Origin of the sequence: Streptomyces sp. NBC_00005, assembly GCF_045160215.1 — a bacterium.
Lineage (GTDB): Bacteria > Actinomycetota > Actinomycetes > Streptomycetales > Streptomycetaceae > Streptomyces.
Genome location: NZ_CP108316.1, coordinates 2,504,165 through 2,526,601, shown reverse-complemented (window position 1 = coordinate 2,526,601; position 22,437 = coordinate 2,504,165). Strand labels below are relative to the sequence as shown.

17 protein-coding genes are annotated in these 22,437 nt (G+C 71.1%); 13 read left to right on the top strand and 4 right to left on the bottom strand.

The genetic code is table 11. From position 1 onward, the window contains the following. Window positions 1-263: 263 nt before the first annotated feature. Window positions 264-839 carry an adenylosuccinate lyase gene (locus OG303_RS12010; RefSeq protein ID WP_405867677.1) on the top strand — a complete coding sequence of 192 codons (576 nt, stop codon included), beginning with the start codon at window positions 264-266 and terminating at the stop codon, window positions 837-839. A 22-nt stretch (window positions 840-861) separates the two neighbouring features. On the opposite strand, the gene OG303_RS12005 is transcribed toward OG303_RS12010, so the two are convergent. The 4 genes from OG303_RS12005 to OG303_RS11990 form a co-directional block, all read right to left on the bottom strand. Continuing rightward, window positions 862-1,371, bottom strand: a complete 510-nt coding sequence (locus tag OG303_RS12005) for a GNAT family N-acetyltransferase (protein ID WP_405877207.1) — start codon at window positions 1,369-1,371, stop codon at window positions 862-864. Between the two features lie 20 nt (window positions 1,372-1,391). Further along, complete coding sequence (locus OG303_RS12000) at window positions 1,392-1,790, bottom strand: RidA family protein (RefSeq protein ID WP_405867675.1); 399 nt, start codon at window positions 1,788-1,790, stop codon at window positions 1,392-1,394. Between the two features lie 71 nt (window positions 1,791-1,861). Next, window positions 1,862-3,445: an alpha/beta hydrolase gene (locus OG303_RS11995; RefSeq protein WP_405867673.1), complete on the bottom strand. Its 1,584-nt coding sequence runs from the start codon at window positions 3,443-3,445 to the stop codon at window positions 1,862-1,864. 136 nt (window positions 3,446-3,581) lie between these two features. After that, complete coding sequence (locus OG303_RS11990; protein WP_405867671.1) at window positions 3,582-4,625, bottom strand: Rv2578c family radical SAM protein; 1,044 nt, start codon at window positions 4,623-4,625, stop codon at window positions 3,582-3,584. 169 nt (window positions 4,626-4,794) lie between these two features. Between OG303_RS11990 and OG303_RS11985 the strand changes: the two genes are divergently transcribed. The 12 genes from OG303_RS11985 (at window position 4,795) to OG303_RS11930 (ending at window position 22,426) form a co-directional block, all read left to right on the top strand. After that, a complete protein-coding gene (locus OG303_RS11985) occupies window positions 4,795-5,238 on the top strand; it encodes an SRPBCC family protein (protein WP_405867669.1) in 444 nt (147 codons plus the stop codon). 147 nt (window positions 5,239-5,385) lie between these two features. Further along, window positions 5,386-7,794 (top strand): MFS transporter, encoded by a 2,409-nt coding sequence (locus OG303_RS11980; RefSeq protein WP_405867667.1) that lies wholly within the window; start codon window positions 5,386-5,388, stop codon window positions 7,792-7,794. Window positions 7,795-7,946: 152 nt separating this feature from the next. Then, the gene (locus OG303_RS11975) at window positions 7,947-10,433 is read left to right on the top strand and encodes a SpoIIE family protein phosphatase (RefSeq protein ID WP_405867665.1); all 2,487 of its coding nucleotides are present in this window, start codon (window positions 7,947-7,949) and stop codon (window positions 10,431-10,433) included. A 177-nt stretch (window positions 10,434-10,610) separates the two neighbouring features. Further along, window positions 10,611-11,336 carry a class I SAM-dependent methyltransferase gene (locus tag OG303_RS11970; RefSeq protein WP_405867663.1) on the top strand — a complete coding sequence of 242 codons (726 nt, stop codon included), beginning with the start codon at window positions 10,611-10,613 and terminating at the stop codon, window positions 11,334-11,336. Window positions 11,337-11,506: 170 nt separating this feature from the next. After that, window positions 11,507-12,457: an SMP-30/gluconolactonase/LRE family protein gene (locus OG303_RS11965; RefSeq protein WP_405867661.1), complete on the top strand. Its 951-nt coding sequence runs from the start codon at window positions 11,507-11,509 to the stop codon at window positions 12,455-12,457. A 55-nt stretch (window positions 12,458-12,512) separates the two neighbouring features. Beyond that, a complete protein-coding gene (locus OG303_RS11960; protein ID WP_405867659.1) occupies window positions 12,513-13,346 on the top strand; it encodes a M55 family metallopeptidase in 834 nt (277 codons plus the stop codon). Next, window positions 13,339-14,643 carry a M20/M25/M40 family metallo-hydrolase gene (locus tag OG303_RS11955; RefSeq protein ID WP_405867657.1) on the top strand — a complete coding sequence of 435 codons (1,305 nt, stop codon included), beginning with the start codon at window positions 13,339-13,341 and terminating at the stop codon, window positions 14,641-14,643. The genes OG303_RS11960 and OG303_RS11955 overlap by 8 nt, the downstream gene beginning before the upstream one ends. 17 nt (window positions 14,644-14,660) lie before the next feature. Beyond that, window positions 14,661-16,613, top strand: a complete 1,953-nt coding sequence (locus tag OG303_RS11950; protein ID WP_405867655.1) for a prolyl oligopeptidase family serine peptidase — start codon at window positions 14,661-14,663, stop codon at window positions 16,611-16,613. Between the two features lie 8 nt (window positions 16,614-16,621). Next, the gene (locus tag OG303_RS11945; RefSeq protein ID WP_405867653.1) at window positions 16,622-17,572 is read left to right on the top strand and encodes an LD-carboxypeptidase; all 951 of its coding nucleotides are present in this window, start codon (window positions 16,622-16,624) and stop codon (window positions 17,570-17,572) included. Between the two features lie 210 nt (window positions 17,573-17,782). Further along, window positions 17,783-19,558 carry a CocE/NonD family hydrolase gene (locus OG303_RS11940; RefSeq protein ID WP_405867651.1) on the top strand — a complete coding sequence of 592 codons (1,776 nt, stop codon included), beginning with the start codon at window positions 17,783-17,785 and terminating at the stop codon, window positions 19,556-19,558. Window positions 19,559-19,634: 76 nt separating this feature from the next. After that, window positions 19,635-20,204: a GNAT family N-acetyltransferase gene (locus OG303_RS11935; RefSeq protein ID WP_405867649.1), complete on the top strand. Its 570-nt coding sequence runs from the start codon at window positions 19,635-19,637 to the stop codon at window positions 20,202-20,204. A 260-nt stretch (window positions 20,205-20,464) separates the two neighbouring features. Next, window positions 20,465-22,426: a DUF5107 domain-containing protein gene (locus tag OG303_RS11930; RefSeq protein WP_405867647.1), complete on the top strand. Its 1,962-nt coding sequence runs from the start codon at window positions 20,465-20,467 to the stop codon at window positions 22,424-22,426. Window positions 22,427-22,437 lie beyond the last annotated feature (11 nt).

The following is a 22,437-nucleotide window of genomic DNA, read 5'->3' as shown; positions in this document are numbered from 1 at the left end:
GCCTTGGGCGTGCACACGCCTGGGGCGAACGGTGAGAAATCCGACCGGCCCTGTCCCGTGGCCGGGTCGTGCTGCGGTACCTGATGTACCGAACCGACTGCTCTCACAACGGCTGCGTCACCAGGCCGTCGTAAGCAGGTGTGCGAGTGGGTAACTCGCTCGTCTGAGCTTAACCCGCCAGTAACGAGCGCGCTAGTCCTCGTCCTTGTGAGTGTTTGTGATGTACGTCCCGAGAGATCGACGGCCCCTCTAATCTCGGTGCCATGGACGAAGAGTTGCGATCACTCACGGAGCGTTTACGGGCCGAGTCGGGAGCGTCCGCCGTGTACGACCGTCTCGTGGCGACCGAGGACCCCGACGAGCTGGCGCGTGTGCTCACCGAGCCCGGTCAGCCGCTGTGGGCCAGGGAGCTGACGGCGTTCCGGCTGGGAGTCGCGGGCGACCGGCGGGCCTTCGAGTCCCTCGTCCTGTTCCTGAACCACCGTGATCCGCAGCGCTGCGCCTCCGCCGCCCACGCGCTCGCGCGCCTCGACGACCCGCGCACCGCCCGCGCGGCCGCCACCCTCGCCACCAACGAACTGCGCGTCGCCTACGCCCTGCACCCCGTCCGGCTCCTCGCGGAGCTGCGCGCACCCGAGTCCGTGCCCGCGCTGATCACCACGCTGGAGCGCAGGCTGCGCCCGCACGACCCCTACCGGCGGGTGGCGCTCGCCTGTGTGGAGGGGCTCGGCAGCCTGGAGGACGCCCGCGCCAGACCCGTACTCAACGAGGCGCTCGCGCACCCGGCACTCGCTCAGGCGGCGGCGCGGGCGCTGTCGCGGATCCCGAAGCAGCGGTGAGGCGCACCTCCTGGGGCGGGTGTCAGTCCGTCAGTTCCCTGACGTACCGCACCTCGGGCACCGGGACGCCGTCCACTTCGAAGGGCTCCTTCACGCCGTCGGCGCGGAACCCCGACCGCTCGTAGAAACGCCGGGCGCGCGCGTTCTCCTCGAGGACCCACAGATACATGCGCTCGTGTCCGGCGGCCCCGCAGCGTCGTATCGACTCCTCGAGCAGTGCCCGCCCGGCTCCCGCGCCGAACCGATCCGGATCCACGTAGATCGCGTACAACTCGGCGTCCCCCGTGCGTACTTCACCCTCCCGGTACGGCCCGTGGCAGGCCCAGCCGATGACCTCGCCGTCCCGCACGGCGATCAGGTTCAGGACGGTGCCGCCGCTCTCCTGGCTCTCCAGGAAGCGGGTGCGGCGCCGCTCGGTGTCCTCGGCCACGCCGAGCCCGTCGAGGTACGACTGCGGGATCATCCCGCGGTACGCGCTCCGCCAGCCCTGGACGCGGATCTCGGCCACGCGCTCGCAGTCGCCGAGCGTCATCTCCCGGATCCGGACACCGCTCACGCGCCCACCACCGCGAACGCCTCGATCTCCATCAGGAACTCGGGCCGGACCAGCGCGGCGACCTGCACCGCGGAGGCGGCAGGGAGGCGGTCGTCGGGTATGTGCGCGGAGCGGGCCGCGCGGATCGCGGGCATGTGTGCCATGTCCGTGACGAAGAAGGTGAGTTTGACGACGTCGTCGAAGGCCGCTCCGGCGGCGGACAGGCAGCGGCGGAGGTTCTCGAAGACCTGGCGGGCCTGGGCCTCGGGGTCGCCCTCGCCGACGAGCTTGCCGTCCGCGTCGATCGCGAGCTGGCCGGCGATCGCGACGAAACGGCCGGTGCCCATCACGACGTGGCTGTACTGCGCGGCGGGGAAGACCCCGTCGGGGGCGGGAATCCTGGTCAGCTCACTCATGCGTCCATCGTGGACCATGGGTCTGACAACGCCCCCGACGGGACCTCATACGCAGAACATCCGGGCCGTGCTCAGTTGCGGAAACCCACCAGCCCGTGCAGCTCCGAGCCGCCGGAAGACGTCGAGGTCGACGCTGCCTTCGTGCTGAGCGGAGTGGGATCGGGCGTCTTGGCGCAGACCGCGTCGACCTGGCCGCCGCTGCGCGGAACCGTGCCGTTGGACAGGTAGTTCGCGAGGTACTTGTCCAGGCAGGCGTTCCCGCTCAGTGTGATGCCGTGGTTCCCGCCGCCCTGCTCGACCACGAAGCTCGAACGGGCCAGCAGCCGGTGGACTGTCACGCCGCCCTCGTACGGAGTGGCCGCGTCGTCGGTCGCCTGGAACAGCAGCGTCGGCGGCAGCTTGTCGTTGGCGACGTGCACCGGCTTCAGCGAACTCGTCGGCCAGAACGCGCACGGCGCGTTGTACCAGGCGTTGCTCCATGCCATGAACGGCGCCTTGTCGTACACCGCCCAGTTGTCCTTGCGCCACTGGTTCCAGTCGCGCGGCCAGGAGGTGTCACGGCACTGCACCGCGGTGTAGATGCTGTAGCCGTTGTCCCCGGACGCGTCGACGGCGGCGAAGTTCTCGTACGCCTCGACCAGCGGGTCGGCGTTCTTGCCGTTCACGTACGCCGCGAACGCCTCGGCCAGGTAGGGCCAGTAGCCGTTGTAGTAGCCACCCGGGATGAAGGTGTCCTCCAGCTCGGAGGCCCCCACCTTGCCGTCGGCCGGCTTCTTCGCGAGCGCCTTGCGCATCGCGTACCACTTGGCCTCGATCTTGGCCGGGTCGGTGCCCAGCTTGTACGTCGAGTCGTACTTGGCGATCCAGGCCATCAGGGCCTTCTGGCGGGCGTCGAAGGCGTAGTCCTGCCCGATGTTGTCGTCGTACCACACGCCCGTGGGGTCGACGATCGAGTCCAGGACCAGGCGCCGTACGCGCTCCGGGAAGAGCTTGGCGTAGACCTGGCCCAGGTAGGTGCCGTACGAGTAGCCGAAGTAGTTGATCTTCTTGGCGCCGAGTGCCTGGCGGATCGAGTCCATGTCCTGGACGGCGCTGATCGTGTTGATGTACGGCAGCACGCTCGCGTACTTCTTGCCGCAGGCGGCGGCGAAGGACTTGGCGCGGTCGAGGTTGGCCTTCTCGATGGCCGGCGTGCTCGGCACGGAGTCCGGGCGCACCGGGTTGAACTGGCCCGGCTTGCAGTCGAGGGCGGGCTTGCTCTTGCCCACCCCGCGCGGGTCGAAGCCGATGACGTCGTACTGCGCCGCGACCGCCTTGGGCAGCGAGGACGCGACGAATCCGGCGAGCGAGAGGCCGCTGCCGCCGGGACCGCCGGGGTTGACCAGCAGTGGGCCCTGGCTCTTCTTCGCGGTGTGCTTCACGCGCGAGAGCGCGAGGGTGATCTGCTTCCCGTGCGGGTTGCGGTGGTCGAGCGGCACCTTGAGCGACGCGCACTGCAGCGTCGGGTAGTCGGTGGTGGCGCAGTTCTTCCAGGTGAGTTTCGCGGCGGGAGCGGTTTGCGCGGTCTGCGAGGCGCTCGCGTCGGCGGGGAGGGCCGTGAAGGACCCGGCCACGACGACGGCGGCGCCGCACAGCACGGCTGCGCGTTTTCTCATGAAGTCCTCCCAGGACGGAGGGTTTCGGGACCGCGAGTCTCACGGTCCTCGCCGCATCGTCCCGGAAAGCGGCCCCGGAGGAACTCGTTCTGGCAAGACTTGACCCAATCGGGTCGCGGGATGCGCTCGTATGCCCTCAAATGAGCGAAAGTTGGGTTGGTTCGGACATCGCCGGTTCGACCGGCTCGGGCTCCCGGATGCGCCGTGGCATCCCCGCGCGCGTGGGGCCGATCCCGTACTCCTGGGCCAGGTCGTGGACCTGACGGGTGATCCGGCGCTGGTACCACTTCGGGGCGTAGGCGCCGTCCGCGTACAGGCGCTCGTAGCGGCGCACCAGGTGCGGGTGGTGGTGGCCCAGCCAGGCCATGAACCACTCGCGCGCGCCGGGGCGCAGATGCAGCACCAGGGGCGTGACGGAGGTGGCCCCGGCGGCCGCGATCGCCCGTACGGTGGCGCGCAGTTGGGCCGGCTGGTCGCTGAGGAACGGGAGCACCGGGGCCATGAGGACACCGCACCCGAGGCCGTGCTCGGAGAGCGTGCGGACGACGTCGAGGCGGCGCTCCGGGGCGGGCGTGCCCGGTTCCACCGTGTGCCACAGTTCGGGGTCGGTGAAGCCGACCGACACGGAGATGCCGACGTCCGTCACCTGTGCCGACTGCACCAGCAGATCGAGGTCGCGCAGGATCAGCGTGCCTTTGGTCAGGATCGAGAAGGGGTTGGCGTGGTCGCGCAGCGCGGCGAGGATGCCCGGCATCAGGCGGTAGCGGCCCTCTGCGCGCTGATAGCAGTCGACGTTCGTGCCCATCGCGATGTGCTCGCCCAGCCAGCGGCGCGAGCCGAGCTGGCGGCGCAGCAGCTCCGGGGCGTTCACCTTGACCACGATCTGGGAGTCGAAGTCGATCCCCGTGTCGAGGTCCAGATAGCTGTGTGACTTGCGGGCGAAGCAGTACACGCACGCGTGCGAGCAGCCGCGATAGGGGTTGACCGTCCACTCGAAGGGCATGCGCGAGGCCCCGGGCACCCGGTTGATGATCGAGCGGGCCCGCACCTCGTGGAAGGTGATTCCACGGAACTCGGGCGTGTCGAAGGTACGGCTGACCACGGCGTCCGCGCCGAACAGCGCGGCGTCGGCCGCCCGGCTGTGACCGCCGGACTCCACTGTGAGGTTCTCCCAGCGCATGACGCCTCCTCGGTAGCACTGCCCCCAGAGTGAAACACTTGTTCGAATTACTGCGCAAGGGCCATTCCTGATCGCTTCCGGCGCCCGAGGGCACCCCGATTTGGGTGGCCGTGGGCGGGGGTGGTTGGCTTGCCCCAACCCCCGAGCGAGCAAGTCCTGGAGGAACCCAATGGCGCAGGTCGAGGCCACTACCGAGCGGGTCGTCGCGGCAGACGCGGAGAAGGTGTTCGATGCCCTCGCCGACTACAGCGGCACGCGCGCGAAGCTGCTGCCCGAGCACTTCAGCGAGTACGAAGTGCGCGAGGGCGGCGACGGCGAGGGCACCCTCGTCCACTGGAAGCTCCAGGCCACCAGCAAGCGGGTCCGCGACTGCCTCCTGGAGGTCGGTGAGCCCACCGACGGCGAGCTGGTCGAGAAGGACCGCAACTCCTCGATGGTCACCACCTGGCGGGTCACCCCGGCCGGCGAGGGCAAGTCCCGCGTCGTCGTGACCACCGTCTGGAACGGCGCCGGCGGGATCGGCGGCTTCTTCGAGAAGACCTTCGCGCCCAAGGGCCTCGGCCGGATCTACGACCTGGTGCTCGAAAAGCTCGCCACCGAGGTCGAGAAGTAAGTCCCCGGCGTTCGGGGGTCGTTGACCTCCCTCACCGGTTCGAGTGGATCTCCGTTCCGCACGCCGGTATGCCGTAACTCGTCGCGCTTGCTCGTAGTTGTCGCCCAAAGCGGGAATTGTGCGGCAGCGCGACGAGGGGAGCGGTACGTGGGCGGGACCACTCTGGTGCAGGGCGAACTGCGGGGCGAAGCGGCCGTGGCGCCCCCGCAGGCCCCTGCCGCTGCTCCGGCCGCGACGGCCGAACTGGGCCCGCGCCAAGTGCGGTTGGTCTTCCTGGGGCTGATGTTGGCGCTGCTCCTCGCCGCCCTGGAGCAGATGATCGTCGCCACCGCGCTCCCGAAGATCGTCGGCGAGCTGCACGGTCTGGACAAGATGTCCTGGGCGATCACCGCCTACCTGCTCACGGCCACCGTCGGACTGCCGGTCTACGGCAAGCTCGGCGACCTGCTCGGCCGCAAGGGTGTCTTCCAGTTCGCCATCGTCGTCTTCGTGATCGGCTCGGCGCTCGCGGGCCGGGCGCAGAGCATGGACCAGTTGATCGCCTTCCGCGCGGTTCAGGGCATCGGCGCCGGCGGACTCATGATCGGCGTGCAGGCGATCATCGCGGACATCGTGCCGCCCCGGCAGCGCGGCCGCTTCATGGGCCTGATCGGCGCCGCGTTCGGCCTCGCGTCCGTCGCCGGACCCCTGCTCGGCGGCTACTTCACGGACCACCTCTCCTGGCGCTGGTGCTTCTACTTCAACGTCCCCTTCGGCGTCCTCACCCTGGCCGTCGTCACCGTCGTACTGAAGCTCCCGAAGCCCCAAGTCAAGCCGCGGTTCGACGTGTTGGGCGCGCTGCTGCTCGCGGCCGCCTCCACCTGCCTCGTCCTGCTGACCAGTTGGGGCGGCACCGAGTACGCGTGGGGCTCGCGGGTGATCCTCGGCCTCGGTGCGGGAGCGGTGGCCGCCACCGTCCTCTTCCTCCTCGCCGAGCACTTCGCCGCCGAACCCCTCATCCCGCTGCGGCTGTTCAGGGACTCGGTCTTCAACGTCACCGGCCTGGTGGGCCTGGTGATCGGCGTCGCGCTGTTCGGCGCCGCCAGCTATCTGCCGACCTTCCTGCAGATGGTCGACGGGGCCTCCGCCACCGAGTCGGGCCTGCTGATGCTGCCCATGATGGGTGGGATCGTCGGCGCCTCGATCGTCTCCGGGCAACTCATCAGCCACACCGGGCGCTACAAGATCTACCCGGTCCTCGGCAGTGCCGTGTCCGTCCTCGGCATGTGGCTGCTGTCCCGGCTCGAGGTCGACACGCCCCGGCTGCACTACAGCATCTGGATGGCGGTCCTCGGCGCCGGCATCGGCATGGTGATGCCGGTCCTGATCCTCGCCGTGCAGAACTCCGTGCGCCCCGCCGACCTCGGTACAGCCACCAGCGCCAACAACTACTTCCGGCAGATCGGCGGCAGCGTGGGCGCCGCGATCTTCGGGACCCTGTTCGCCGACCGGCTCGCGGACGCCCTGGCGAAACGCCTCCCCACGCGCGCGGGTGCACAGCTTCCCGACCCGGACTCCATCACCCCGCAGCTCGTCCACGCGCTGCCCGCGCCGCTGCGCGACGACTACATCCGGGCGTACGCCGACGCCATGCCCCGGATCTTCCTCTACCTGGTGCCGGTGCTCGCCCTCGGCCTGGTCATCGCCTTCTTCCTCAAGGAGATCCCCCTCTTGAACAGCGCAGCGTCCCCCCACGCCGCCGAAACGGAGCCCGTGCCCGTGAACGCCCCCATCCCGCAGGCTCGTTCGCAGTACGCCGCCGGAATTCCCGTCTGCGGCACGGTGCAGCACCCCGACGGGACCGTCGTCCCCCGCGCGGCGCTCACGCTCATCGACGTGTCCGGACAGCAGATCGGACGGGGCGCGAGCGGCGAGGACGGGCGATACGCGCTGTCCACGCCCGGCTCGGGGTCCTACGTCCTCATCGCCGCCGCGGGCGGCCACCAGCCGCAGGCCGTCTCCGTCACCGTCGGCGAGCGCCCCGTCGAGCTGGACGTCGTCCTCGGCGGCGCCGGACGCCTCGCCGGCCATGTGCTGACCGCCGACGGCACCCCCGTGCGGGACGCCGCCGTCACGCTCACCAACGTTCACGGCGAGGTCGTCGCCACCACCCGCAGCGGACGCGAGGGCGGCTACGTCATCACCGAGCTGGTGGCCGGCGAGTACACCCTCGCCGCCAGTGCGCCCGCGTACCGCCCGGCCGCCCTCCCCGTGAGTGTCCAGGCCTCCCGGGAGACCCGCCAGGACGTCGAACTCGCGGGCGGCGCCGTGCTGCGCGGCACCGTACGGGCGGGCGGCGGACGGCCCGTCGAGGACGCGCGCGTGACGCTGCTCGACGCGGCGGGCAACGTCGTGGACACGCTCACCACCGGCCCCGACGGAACGTTCCGGTTCGTCGACCTGTCCTCCGGCGAGTACACCGTCATCGCCGCCGGTTACCCGCCGGTGGCCACCGTGCTCCAGGTCGCGGGAGGCGGACGGACCGAGCGGGACCTGCAGTTGGGGCACGAAGACTGACGCGGCCTCACACGCCCGGCGCGCGCCCCCGCGCGCGGAGTCCGTCGCGCCGCACCAATTCCCGCATTGCCGCACATCACCAACGGCCGGAGCCGTACGGTGGACGAGGCGGCACAGATCTTGCGGAGCCGTGGGGAGAGAGGGCCTGGGCCATGGAAAGTGGCACCGACCGTGGCACCGAGAGGGATGCACCTCCCAGCCGCGGAGCTGGGAACAGCGTGGCGCCGGAGCCCGCCGCGGCAGGCCGCGTCCCCCTGGCCGTGGTCGTGGTGGACCGCGACGGCCTCGTCTCCCACTGGAGCAGGGGTGCCGGTCTGCTCTTCGGAGTCCCCAAGGACGACGCGATCGGGCACTCGGCGGTCGACCTGCTGCCCGTCGCCGGTGCGCTGCCCGAGGAGGAGGACGTCAGCCCCTACGGGGCGTACGCGGCGTACGACGGACTCGGCCCCGGCCTCGAATCGTCCCTCGACGGCAGGTTCTCCTACCCGGCCGCGGGCCGCGCCCGCCTCACCGTCCCCGAACACGAAGACCGCGTCGACGTGTTGTGGTGGGCGTACCCCCTCGTCGGCCCGGGGCAGGAGCGGCTGCTCGTCCTCGCCGCCGACGCCGGCGGACTCCGGCAGGACGAATTCGACGACAACGACGCGGACATGGCGTTCGAGCGGATCGCGCCCGGCTTCGCCCTGCACACGGACTTCCCCGGCGCCGAGGAACTGGCCCGCCGGCTGCCCGAGATCCTGCCCAGCATGAGCGTCGACGAAGGCGCCCGCATCGTCTCCCAGGTCCTCGAACTGGGCTATCCGGTCCTGGAGTTCAGCCAGAACGACCGGGTGCCCGTCACGCCGGACTGGGGCGTGCCCCGGCGCGCCGAGCGCAAGGCGCGCCGCGAGCGGGCCGCGAAGGCGGCGGCCGAAGGCCTGCCGGTGGCAAAGGAAGCGGCCGACGAGGCCGAGGACCTGGAGTACGCCGCCGTACGCGAACACCTGGAGTTCCTCAACGAGGTCAGCGGGAGGATCGGCACCTCACTCGACCTGTCCCGCACCATCATCGAGGTCAGCAGGGCCGTCGTCCCGCGCTTCACGGACGTGGCCGGCACCTATCTGCGCGAACAGGTCGTCGCCGGCGAGGGGTTCCCCGACGGCGTTCCGGACACGACCACCATGTGGCACCGGGTCGCCCTCGAGCACACCGACGAACCCGGCCGCTGGGACGACGTCGTGCCCGTCGGCGAGGCCATGCCGTTCCCGGCGCACACACCGTTCTTCCAGTGCATGACCAGCGGCGAGCCCGTCCTCGTGCCGCGCATCAGCGAGGAGATGGGCCACGCCATCGCCTCGCAGTTCGAGAAGCGGGACATCCGGCCGCTGATCACCCACCGCTCCATGCTGATCGTGCCCCTGAAGGCACGCAACGTGGTACTCGGCTTCATGATCCTGCTGCGCCACCCGGAGCGCGTCGAGTTCAACGACATGGACCGCGTCACCGGCGCCGAACTCGCCGCCCGCGCGGGCCTCGTGCTCGACAACGCGCGCATGTACACGTACCAGGAGAGCGTCGCCGAGACCCTCCAGGACAGCATGCTGCCGCACATCCCGCCGCGCATGGCGGGCTGCGACATCGCCACCCGCTATCTGCCGGGCACGCTCCTCGGACGCGTCGGCGGCGACTGGTTCGACTCGGTGAAGCTCCCCGGCGCCCGCACCGCCCTCGTCGTCGGCGACGTCATGGGTCATGGCCTCAACTCGGCCGCCATGATGGGCCAGTTGCGTACGGCCGTGCAGACCATGGCGGCCCTCGACCTGCCGCCCGCCCAGCTCCTGCGCAACCTCGACGACCTCGCCCAGCGCCTCGGCGACAACTACCTCGCGACGTGTCTGTACGCCGTCTACGACCCGATCGTGAACGAGCTGCACATCGCCAACGCCGGGCACATCCCGCCCGTACTGGTCCGCGCCGGGGACGGCCGCAGCGAGCTGCTCGACCTGCCGACGGGCGCGCCGATCGGCGTCGGCGGGGTGCCCTTCGAGGCGGTACGCGTGCGCGTGCAGCCCGGCGACCGGCTCGTGATGTGCACCGACGGGCTCGTCGAGGTGCGCGGCGAGGACATCGGCGTGGGCCTGGCGACGCTGTGCGAGTCCGCGGCCCACCCGGCCGCCTCCATGGACGACGCCTGCGACACGATCATCCGCGCCCTCAACACGTGTGGCGGCCGCAAGGACGATGTCGCCCTGCTGCTGGTCCGGCTCAACGGCGTCGAGCCGGACGACGTCGCCGAGTGGCGCCTCGCCCTCGACCCGATCGAGGTCGGCCGCGCGCGTGCCGTCGTCCGTGAACAGCTCCACGACTGGGGGCTCGCGAAACTCGCCCCCACCGCGGAGCTGTTGGTCAGCGAGCTCGTCACCAACGCCGTACGGCACTCCCACAGCCGCCCCGTCGAACTGCGGCTCGTCCGCGGCGACACCCTGCTGTGCGAGGTGGACGACGACGACCACGACCTGCCGACGCTGCGGAGCGCCGGCCCGGAGGACGAGTTCGGGCGCGGGCTGCGTGTCGTCAGCACCCTCGCCCGCGAGTGGGGCACCAGCCGTACGAAGGCGGGCAAGACCGTCTGGTTCGAGCTGACCCTGCCGCGGCGCTGACCGCACGGCACCGGCGCCGACGCCGCGCCAAGAGGCGTGAGAGGCGTACGGGGGCGCGTGCCGCTCGAATGCGGCGTGAAGGTATGCGCCACGCGCTTGAAGCCGTGACCAGGGCGCGATAGACCGTACTGGCCCGTCACTTGAGACGGGTCGGCGTCGCACCCTGGGGAGTTCGGCATGAGCGTGACGAGTCGGTACCGGGAGGCCTGGGAGGGCTTCTGGCGTGAGGCCCCCGAGGAACGGGGGGCCGTGTTCTGGGACGCGGAGCCGGCCCTGACCGTCGGCGTACACCTGGCGTTGTTCGAGCCGCACCTCACCGCCCCCGGCCTGGCGATGGTCGACCTCGGCTGCGGAAACGGCACCCAGACCCGTTTCCTCGCCGACCGCTTCCCGCACGTCGTCGGCGCCGATCTGTCCGCCGCCGCGCTCGACCACGCCCGGCACGCCGACCCCGCCGGGCAGGCGACGTACCGCGTGCTCGACGCCGTCGAGAAGAGCGAGACGGAGACGCTGCACGCGGAACTCGGCGACGCCAACGTCTATATGCGCGGTGTCCTGCACCAGGCCGAACCCGACGACCGGCAGCCCATGGTGGACGGGCTCGCCGCGCTCGTCGGCGAGCGCGGCCGGCTCTTCCTCGTGGAACTCTCCGAGGCCGCCAAGCCCGTCCTGGTGGGTCTGGCGCAGAACCCCGCGGGACCGCCGCCCAAGCTCGCGCCGATCTTCCAGCACGGCATCGCTCCCGGTGAAGTGGCCGACGAAGCCGTGCCCGAGTATCTGAGAACGGCCGGCCTCTCGATCCTGGCCGGCGGTGAACTCCCGCTGATCACCACCGAGTTCGGCCCCGACGGCAGCCGGATCGAGCTGCCGTCGAAGTGGGTGGTGGCGGGGCGGACGAGCTGAGGCCGACGCCTTGAGGTGAGGGTGGGGCCGCCGGGGAACTCCCGCGGAGGGCAGTTCGTTTTAAACGAACAGAATTCGAAATCTCGACCAAGGTCGGGTCATCGAGTTCCCAAGGTTCGCAAAGTTCGCGAGTTCGCCGAGTCCCACCCCACGTCACGGAGGCCCGAACCATGACCTCGAACCACTCCCGCCCATCCCGGCGCGCCGTGCTCGGCGGAGCCGCCCTGACCACGCTCGCGGTGGCGACCGGCACGGGCACCGCGAGCGCCACGCCTTCCACGGGCAGAGCCACCTGGCCGACGGAGTTCCCGCTCCCCGACGGCTGGCTTCCCGAGGGCATCGCGATCGGCAGCAGGCCGTATGCCTACATGGGCTCGCGCGCCAACGGCGGCATCTACCGCACCGACCTGCGCACGGGCGAGGGCGGGGTCCTCCACGCGGGCGCGACCGGCCAGGTGGCCGTCGGGCTGAAGCTGGACCGCGACGGCCTGCTGTACGTCGCGGGCAGTACCGGAGTCGCCCGCATCCACGACTCCCGCACCGGCGAGATCGTGACCACGGTCCAACTGACCGACGCGACCGGGCACTTCATCAACGACGTCACCCTGCTCGGCGACCGCGCCTGGTTCACCGACTCGCGCGACGCCGTCCTGTACGGCGTACCGCGTGGCCGCAAGGGCGCCGTGCGCGCCCTGCCGCTGAGCGGCGACTGGGTGCAGACGCCGGACGTCAACAACGCCAACGGGATCGTGGGCACCCCCGACGACCGCGGCCTGATCGTCGTCAGCAGCACGCCCGGCAAGCTGTACAACGTCAGCCTCAAGTCGGGGTCCGCCACCGAGATCGCCCTGGTCGGCGCGGAGAACGTGGCCAACGGCGACGGCCTGTGGCGCATAGGCCGCACGCTGTACGTCGTACAGAACCGGCTGAACCTGATCAGTGTGTTCGCCCTCGACGCCAGGGCCACCACCGCCACCCTGCGCCGCACGATCACCGACCCCCGCTTCGACGTCCCCACGACCGCCGCCCGCTTCGGCGACCGCCTGTACCTCGTCAACGCCCGCTTCACCAGCCCGCAGACGCCGGAGACGACGTTCAACGCCGTTGCCGTGTCGCTCTGACGCGGAAAGGGCCCTTCCTGGCCGGTTCCTCCCGTGGCGCGTAACGTGACGCAACATGAAGATCCTGATCAGCGCAGACATGGAGGGCGCGACGGGGGTGACCTGGCCGGCCGATGTGCTGCCCGGGACACCGCAGTGGGAACGGTGCCGCTCGATGTTCACCTCGGACGTCAACGCCGCCGTGCTGGGATTCTTCGACGGCGGCGCCGACGAGGTCCTCGTCAACGAGGCCCACTGGACCATGCGCAACCTGCTGCTGGAGCAGTTGGACGAGCGGACCGAGATGCTCACCGGCCGCCACAAGTCCCTCTCCATGGTGGAGGGCGTGCAGCACGGGGACGTGGACGGCATCGCGTTCGTCGGCTATCACGCCGGCGCGGGCATGGAGGGCGTCCTCGCCCACACCTACCTCGCCAACTCCATCACCGGGGTCTGGCTGAACGACGTACGGGCGAGTGAGGGTCTGCTCAACGCGCACGTCGTCGCCGAGTACGGGGTGCCCGTCGTCCTCGTCACCGGCGACGACGTGGCCTGCGAGGACGCCCTCGGGTACGCGCCCGAGGCGCTGAAGGTCGCCGTCAAGGACCATGTCTCGCGGTACGCGGCGGTGTGCCGCACGCCGGCCAGGACCGCGGGCGACATCCGCGCCGCCGCCAAGGAGGCCGCACAGCTGGCGGTCCGTCAGGAACCGGTCCAGGCAGGGCCGTTCACCGTCGCCCTCGAGTTCGACGCCGAACACCTCGCCATGGCCGCCACGGTCGTGCCGGGCGTCCACCGGATCGGGGAGCGGAAGGTGGCGTACACCAGCGGGACCATGTACGAGGGGATTCGTACCTTCAAGGCGGTCACCACGATCGTCTCGGCCGCCGTGGAGGAGCAGTATGGCTGACCAGCAGGCTCTGGACGAGGTCGTCCGGTTCACCTCCGACCTCATCCGCATCGACACCACCAACCGCGGCGGCGGCGACTGCCAGGAACGGCCCGCCGCCGAGTACGCCGCCGAGCAGCTGGCCGGGGCGGGCCTGGAGCCCACGCTCCTGGAGCGCACCAAGGGCCGTGCCAACGTGGTCGCCCGTATCGAGGGCACCGACCCGTCCGCCGACGCACTGCTGCTGCACGGTCACCTGGACGTCGTACCGGCCCAGGCCGACGACTGGAGCGTGCACCCCTTCTCCGGGGAGATCCGGGACGGGGTCGTCTGGGGGCGTGGCGCGGTCGACATGAAGAACATGGACGCGATGATCCTCGCCGTCGTACGGGGCTGGGCGCGGGAGGGTGTGCGGCCCCGGCGCGACGTCGTGATCGCGTTCACCGCGGACGAGGAGGCCAGCGCCGAGGACGGCTCCGGGTTCCTCGCCGATCAGCACGCGGACCTGTTCGAGGGCTGCACCGAGGGCGTCAGCGAGTCGGGGGCCTTCACCTTCCACGACGGCAGCGGGCGGCAGATCTATCCCATCGCGGCCGGTGAGCGCGGCACGGGCTGGCTCAAGCTCACCGCGCGCGGGCGCGCCGGGCACGGATCCAAGGTCAACAAGGAGAACGCCGTCACCCGCCTCGCGGCAGCGATCACGCGGATCGGTGAGCACGAGTGGCCGCTGCGGCTGACTGAGACCGTGCGCGCGGCCCTGACCGAACTCGCCGCGCTGTACGGCATCGAGACCGACCTGCGCGACGTGGACGGGCTGCTCGACAAGCTCGGTCCGGCCGCCAAGCTCGTCGAGTCGACCGTACGCAACAGCGCCAACCCGACCATGCTGGACGCCGGTTACAAGATCAACGTGATCCCGGGGGAAGCCGTGGCGCACGTCGACGGACGGTATCTGCCGGACGGCGAGGACGAGTTCCGCGCCACCCTCGACCGGCTCACCGGGCCCGACGTGGACTGGGAGTTCCACCACCGTGAGGTGGCACTCCAGGCGCCGCTGGACTCGCCGACGTACGCGAGGATGCGTGCCGCCGTCGAGGAGTTCGCGCCCGAGGGGCATGTGGTGCCGTACTGCATGTCGGGCGGCACGGACGCCAAGCAGTTCTCGCGGCTCGGCATCACCGGGTACGGCTTCACACCGCTGAAGCTCCCGGAGGGCTACGACTACCAGGCCATGTTCCACGGGGTCGACGAGCGGGTCCCGGTCGAGGCGCTGCACTTCGGTGTCCGCGTCCTCGACCGCTTCCTGCGCGACGCCTAGGCGAGTTGGGGGAGAACGTGCAGACCCTGGCGTACGGATCCTGGCCCTCGCCCATCGACGCGGCGCTCGCCGCCGCGCACGACGGGCACCCCGAATACGTCGGCTTCGTCGGCGACGAGGCGTGGTGGACCGAGCCACGGCCCGCCGAGGGCGGCCGTCGCACCCTGGTGCGGCGGCGCGCCGACGGCCGGGAGGAGCCGGTCCTGCCCGCACCGTGGAACGTCCGCAGCCGCGTCATCGAGTACGGCGGACACCCCTGGGCCGGCACTCTGCTGGACGGCCGACCGCTCCTGGTGTTCGTGAACTTCGCCGACCAGCGGCTCTATCGGTACGAGCCCGGAAGCGACCCGCGCCCCCTCACCCCCGTGTCCCTCGTGGGCGGCGGACTGCGCTGGGCGGAGCCGCAGTTGCGCCCCGAGCGCGGTGAAGTGTGGTGCGTGCTCGAGGAGTTCACCGGCGACGGACCCACCGACGTGCGCCGCGTCCTGGCCGCGGTGCCGCTGGACGGCTCGGCGGCCCAGGACCGGGACGCCGTACGCGAACTCACCGACGACCGGCACCGGTTCGTCACCGGTCCCCGCGTCTCGCCCGACGGGCGGCGCGCGGCCTGGCTGGCCTGGGACCATCCCCGCATGCCGTGGGACGGCACGGAACTGATCGTCGCCGAGGTCGGCGACGACGGCACGCTCCGACAGGCGCGGACGGTCGCCGGAGGCCCGGACGAGTCGATCGCCCAGGCGGACTGGGCCCCGGACGGCTCGCTCCTGCACGCGAGCGACCGCACCGGCTGGTGGAACCTCTACCGCGACGGCGCCCCGATCTGCCCGCGCGAGGAGGAGTTCGGCGGGCCGCTGTGGAAGCTCGGCCAGCGCTGGTTCGCCCCGCTGGACAGCGGCCTGATCGCCGTCGTGCACGGCCGCGGCGCCAGCGCGCTCGGGATACTGGACCCCGAGACCGGCGAGGTCGTCGACGCGGCCGGCCCCTGGACCGAGTTCGGGCCCACGCTCGCGGTGCACGGCGAGCGCGTCGTCGCCGTGGGGGCCAGCCCGCGCAGCGCGTACGAGGTGGTGGAGTTCGACACCCGTACGGGCCGGGCCCGGGTGATCGGCGCCGAGCACGACGACGCCGTGGACCCCGCCCACTATCCCGAGCCCCAGATCCGCACGTTCACCGGCCCCGCCGGACGCGACATCCACGCGCACATCTACCCGCCCCACAACCCCGGCTGCGTCTCGCCCGGCGACGAGCTGCCGCCGTACGTCGTCCGGGCGCACGGCGGCCCCACCAGCCGGGCACCGCTCGTGCTGGACCTGGAGATCGCCTACTTCACCTCCCGTGGCATCGGCGTCGCCGAGGTCAACTACGGGGGCTCGACCGGGCACGGGCGCTCGTACCGGGACCGGCTGCGCGAGCAGTGGGGCGTGGTGGACGTCGAGGACTGCGCGGCCGTCGCCCTCGCCCTCGCCGACGAGGGCACCGCCGACCGCCGCCGGCTCGCGATCCGCGGCGGCAGCGCGGGCGGCTGGACCACGGCCGCCTCGCTCACCCAGACCGATGTGTACGCCTGCGGCACGATCCTCTACCCGATCCTCGATCTCGCGGGCTGGGGCGAGGGGGAGACCCACGACTTCGAGTCGCGGTACCTGGAGACCCTGGTCGGGCCGCTCGCCGAGGTGCCCGGCCGGTACGCGGAGCGGTCGCCCGCCGAGCACGCCGACCGCATCACCGCGCCCTTCCTGCTGCTGCAGGGCCTGGACGACGTGATCTGCCCGCCCGCGCAGTGCGAACGGTTCCTGGAGCGGCTGGCGGGACGGCGGGTCCCGCACGCGTACATCGCCTTCGAGGGGGAGGGGCACGGCTTCCGGCGGGCCGACACCATGATCCGCGTCCTGGAGTCCGAACTCTCCCTGTACGCCCAGGTGTTCGGGCTGAACACGCACGGCGTCCCGACCCTGGAACTGTCCAAGTGAGCGAGCACGTGAGAGAGCAAGTGAGCGATCAGGCGAGAGAACTCCTACGACCGTCCCGGCTCGCGCCCGGCGCCCGCGTCGCCGTCGTCGCGCCCAGCGGGCCCGTGCCCGAGGAGCGGCTGCAGGCGGGGCTCGACGTGCTGCGCGGCTGGGACCTCGACCCGGTGGTGGCTCCCCATGTACTGGACCAGCACGCCGGGTTCGACTACCTGGCGGGCACGGACGCGGACCGGGCCGCCGACCTGCAGAGCGCCTGGTGCGACCCTTCGGTGGACGCGGTGCTGTGCGCGCGGGGCGGGTACGGAGCGCAGCGGATGGTCGACCTGCTCGACTGGGAGGCGATGCGGGCCGCGGGGCCCAAGGTGTTCGTGGGCTTCAGCGACATCACGGTGCTGCACCAGGCGTTCGCCACCCGGCTGGGCCTGGTCACCCTGCACGGACCGGCGGCCGCCGGTGTCGACTTCATCAAGAACGCCCGGGCGCAGGAGCACCTGAAGGCCACGCTGCTGGCTCCGGAGACGGTCCGCACCATCGCCGCCTCCGACGGCGCCACCCTGGTCGCGGGGCGGGCCCGGGGCGTCACGCTGGGCGGGTGTCTGAGCATGCTCGCCTCCGACCTCGGGACGCCGCACGCCCGCGACGGCGCCCGTGGCGGGCTGCTGCTGATCGAGGACGTCGGTGAACAGCCGTACCGCATCGACCGGATGCTCACCCAGCTGCTGCGCGGCGGATGGCTCGACGGCGTCACCGGGATCGCGCTCGGGTCGTGGGCGCAGTGCGGTCCGTACGAGAAAGTGCGCGCGGTCCTGGTCGACCGGCTCGCCGGTCTGGGCGTGCCCGTCGTGGAGGAGTTCGGATTCGGGCACTGCGCGGGTGCGTTGACCGTCCCGTTCGGCGTGACGGCCGAACTCGACTCCGACGCCCGCACCCTGACGCTCGATCAGCCCGCCCTGCGCTGAGCGGCCTGCCCGACCTGTCTTCGCGGGTCTGTCCTTCGTCGACCGGACAACCTGTCCTTCCCCGACCTGCCCGCACCGACCAGGCTTCACTGAATATCCGTCAAGAACACTCGTCTGGGCGATTGACCTCCTCTGACACGTGTCACACCATGACAACCGGCCAGTACTTACTGGTCGGTAAGCAGGGCTGCCCTGAGTGTGGAGGTCTCAGTGTCCCGACGCGTGCCCAGATCCCGAGCTCCCCTCGCCGTCGCCCTGGGCGCGGCCCTCACCGTGCCCCTGGCGCTGACCGCTCCCGCGGCCGCGGCCGGTCAATACACCGTCACCGCGCTGAAGTTCACCGTCCAGGCGGGCGGCCGCACCTGCACGGTCGACGCCGACCTGTACCGCCCGGCGGGTGTCGACAGAGCCCACCCGGCTCCGGCCGTGGTCGCCACGAACGGCTTCGGCGGCAGCAAGTCCGACGGTTCGACCGACGCCATCGGCAAGGCCTTCGCGGAGCGCGGCTATGTGTCCCTGATCTACTCCGGGCTCGGCTTCGGCGGGTCCGGCTGTCTGATCTCGCTCGACGACCCGGGCATCGACGGCACGGCCGCCGCACGGCTGATCGACTTCCTGGGCGGCAAGCGCGCCGCGGACGACGGCACCAGGGCCGACTTCGTCACCCTCGACGGCACCGGTGACCCGCGGGTCGGCATGATCGGCGGCTCGTACGGCGGGGCCATCCAGATGGCGACGGCCGCGGTCGACCACCGTGTCGACGCGCTCGTCCCTCTCATCACCTGGAACAACCTCGCCTACGCGCTGGACCCGAACAACGCCTCCGGCAGCGTCCCCGGCGCGTTCAAGTGGCAGTGGGCCAACGGGTTCTACCTCATCGGCGAGAGCCAGCCGCTGACGCAGCCGAACCTCGACCCGTCCCGGATCAACGCCCTCACCTGTCTGCACTTCGTCACCAGGGCGTGCAACACCATCAGCACGCTCAACTCCGGAACCTATCCGGCCGCCAAGACCGCCGAGTTGCTCGCCTACTCCCACAGCGTCTCCCCGATCTCGTACCTGAGCCGGGTCAAGGCGCCCACCCTGCTGATCCAGGGGCAGGCCGACAGCCTCTTCAACCTCAACGAGGCGACAGCGACGTACAAGACGCTCAAGGCGCAGGGCACGACCGCCAAGATGATCTGGCAGTCCTGGGGACACAGCGGCGGCATTACCGACCCGGCGGGTGGTGAACTCAACCTCAGCCAGGGCAACTTGGAGACCAGTTACGTCGGCCGACGGATCCTCTCCTGGTTCGACCGCTACCTTGGCAAGCAGACGAGTACCGACACCGGACCGGCCTTCGCCTACTACCGCGACTGGATCACCGACCCCAACGGCACCTACGCCACGGCCGACCGGCTCCCCGCGCTCAGCCGGAGGTACTACCTCTCCGGCGACGGCAAGCTCGTCGACAACCGCAAGAAGGTGGCCCGCGGCAGCCGTACGTACACCAACCAGCTGATTCCCACGAGCCATTCGGAGAGCTCGCTGGCCGGAATCGCCAAGATCCCGGACCCGGGGCCGTACGACACCGCGGGCACCTATCTCGGCTGGACCAGCGAACCGCTCGCCCGCACCACGGATGTCGTCGGCGCGCCCCGGGCCACGCTGAAGGTCGTCTCCCCGAAGGCCAAGGCGGCGCAGAACTCCGGCAACGCGGCCGACAAGCTCGTCCTCTTCGCCAAGCTGTACGACGTCGCGCCCGACGGCACCAAGACGCTGGTGCGTCGGCTGATCGCGCCGGTCCGGGTGCCGGACGTGACCAAGAGCTTCACCGTGACCCTGCCGGCCATCGTGCACCGGTACGAGAAGGGGCACCGGCTGCGGTTCGTGATCGCGGCGAGCGACGACGCGTACTTCGGGAACCGGGGGATCAAGCCGGTGACCGTGGTCAGCGCGCCCCGCGACACCGGGGTGCTGGAGCTGCCCGTGCTCGGCGGCTGAGTCGTCGTCGGGCGCCGGAGTGCCGCACGGGCGTAATTCGCGCGGCGGCGCAGCCGGTCCGCCGTAGGGTGGCGGGATGCCGCACATCGCATCCCGCTACCTCGCCGAGGGCCCCCGCGTGGGCATACGTCACTTCAGCTACGAGGACGGTGCCGAGTTCTCCGCCCGTGCGCGTGAGAGCAAGGACCTGCACCAGCCCTGGCTGTTCCCGCCGAACACCGCGAACGCGTACACCGCGTACGCGGGCCGGCTGATCGAGGACCCGACCAAGGCCGGGTTCCTGGTCTGCGAGAAGGACGGCGGGGACGGCGTGGACGCCGGAGCCATCGCCGGGTTCATCAACATCAACAACATCGTCGAGGGCGGCTTCCAGTGCGGCGCGCTCGGTTACGGCGCCTTCGCGCACGCCGCCGGGCGCGGGCTGATGCGGGAAGGCCTCGACCTCGTCGTGGGGTACGCGTTCGGCCCGATGCGGCTGCACCGCCTGGAGATCAACGTGCAGCCCCAGAACGCCGCGTCGATCGCGCTGGCCCGCTCCTGCGGCTTCCACCTCGAAGGCTTCTCGCCGAACATGATCTTCATCGACGGGGCCTGGCGGGATCACGAGCGCTGGGCGATCACCACCGAGATGCGGGCTCGGCGTTGATCTTCATCGTGTCGTCCCCGGTGACGGTCGATTTCAGGCCGCGGAAGCCGTAGCCGAGGCTCCGGAGTGCGGTCTTCGGCGCTGAGCGCTCCGCTGTGAGTGCCGCCGTACGCCGTCGGTCGTCTGCCGCGACATCGTGGCTGGTCGCGCAGTTTCCCGCGCCCCTTCGGGGCGCCGGCGAACCGCGACCTCGGGCTGTTCCGGTTTTGCGGAATCCTGACCGGTAGGTCCCCTGGCCAGCTCACCGGTGAGCGGCTTCCATGGTGATCGTGACGACGATCCGACGTGAGGTACTGACGTTGCCCGCAGCGGAGTTGGGTCCGGACAACCCGCTCCCTCCGCTGCGGCTGCTCCACGAGATGCACCGCATCGAGGACCGCGACCGGTACGACCTGCCGAGGGACATGGCACGTCAGGCCGGCCTCGCGCCACTGCGCAGTCTGCTGCCGGTGCGGGTGAGAGACGGCTACGGCCGGGCGCGTGAACCTCAAGAGATCGACGCCCTGGTGATCGAGAACGACCGGTTGCGCGCCACCGTACTGCCCGGTCTGGGCGGCCGGGTCGTCTCCCTCTTCCACAAGCCGACCGACCGCGAACTCCTCTACCGCAACCCGGTGTTCCAGCCCGCCAACTTCGCCCTCAACGGCGCCTGGTACTCCGGCGGCATCGAATGGAACATCGGCGCCACCGGCCACACCACCCTCGCCTGCTCCCCGCTGCATGCCGCCCGGGTCCCCGCCCCCGACGGCGGCGAGATGCTCCGGCTGTGGGAGTGGGAACGCCTGCGCGACCTGCCCTTCCAGGTCGACCTCTGGCTGCCGGAACACTCCGACTTCCTGTACGTCGGCGTCCGTATCCGCAATCCGCACGAGCGGCCCGTGCCGACCTACTGGTGGTCCAACATCGCCGTACCCGAGGAACGCCGGGTGCTGGCACCGGCGGAAGAGGCCTGGCACTTCGGGTACGAGCGGCGGCTGCGTCGGGTGCCTGTGCCGTCGTACGAGGGAATCGACCGTACGTACCCGCTCAACAGCCCTTATGCCGCGGACTACTTCTACGAGCTGCCGGACGCCCGGCGCCGTTGGATCGCCGCCCTCGATGCCGACGGCCACGGGCTCGTGCAGACCTCCACCGACGAGCTGCGCGGCCGCAAGCTGTTCGTGTGGGGCACCGGCGACGGCGGGCGCCGCTGGCAGGAATGGCTCACCGAACCGGGCACCGGCGGCTACTGCGAGATCCAAGCAGGGCTCGCGCGCACGCAGTTGGAGCACGTGCTGCTGGACGCGGAGAGCGAGGTGAGCTGGCTGGAGGCGTACGGGCCGCTGGAATCACCCCCGGCGGGGGAGTGGAACACCGTCCTGCACGAGACCGAGACCCGACTCGAAGCCGCACTCCCGCGCGCCGACGTCGACGCCGCCCACGCCGCCTGGAAGCCGAGCGCCGACACCGAACCCGGCGAGATCCTCGCCGTCGGCTCCGGCTGGGGCGCGCTCGAAGTGGCGCGCACCGACTGGAAGTTGCCCGGCACCCCCTTCGACGAGGGCACGCTCGGCGACGCCCAGGAGCCCTGGCTGCAGCTGCTGCGCGCCGGTACCTTCCCCGAGCCGCGCCGCGTGCGGCCGCCCGGCGAGACCCTGGTCGCCCCGCACTGGCGGGACATGCTGGAGACCGCGCCCGCGACCCCGCTGACCGAATACCACCTGGGCGTCGCCCAGTGGCATGCCGGCGACCGGGCGCAGGCGGTGCGAAGTTGGGAGCGGGCCCTCGAACTCGCCCCGTCGCTCTGGCCGTTACTGCGCTGCCTCGCCGTCGCCGACCAGGACACCGGCCATCACGAGCGGGCCGCGGACCGGTACGCCGACGCCTTCGACGACCTGTGCCACGAGCGGCGCGACGGCGGGGAACGGTGGACGGCGGCCACGGCCGCGCTGGGCCGCGAGGCGATCGAGGCCCTGCTCGCCGTACGGCGCACCGCTCAGGCGCGCGGCGTCTGGGAGCGGCTGCACCCCGCGACCCGGGAGCGCGGCCGTTTCCGTCTGATCGAGGCCGGGCTGCTGCTCGCGGAGGGGCGGCCCGAGGAGGCAGGAGATGTCTTCCGTGCGGGCTTCGAGGTCGCCGATCTGCGGGAAGGGGCGGAGGCCATCGGCCGGCTGTGGGGCCGGATCAGCGACGAGCCGCTCCCGGCGCACCACGACTTCCGCATGCGGCCGCCGGAGTCCTGAGACGCGGGGCA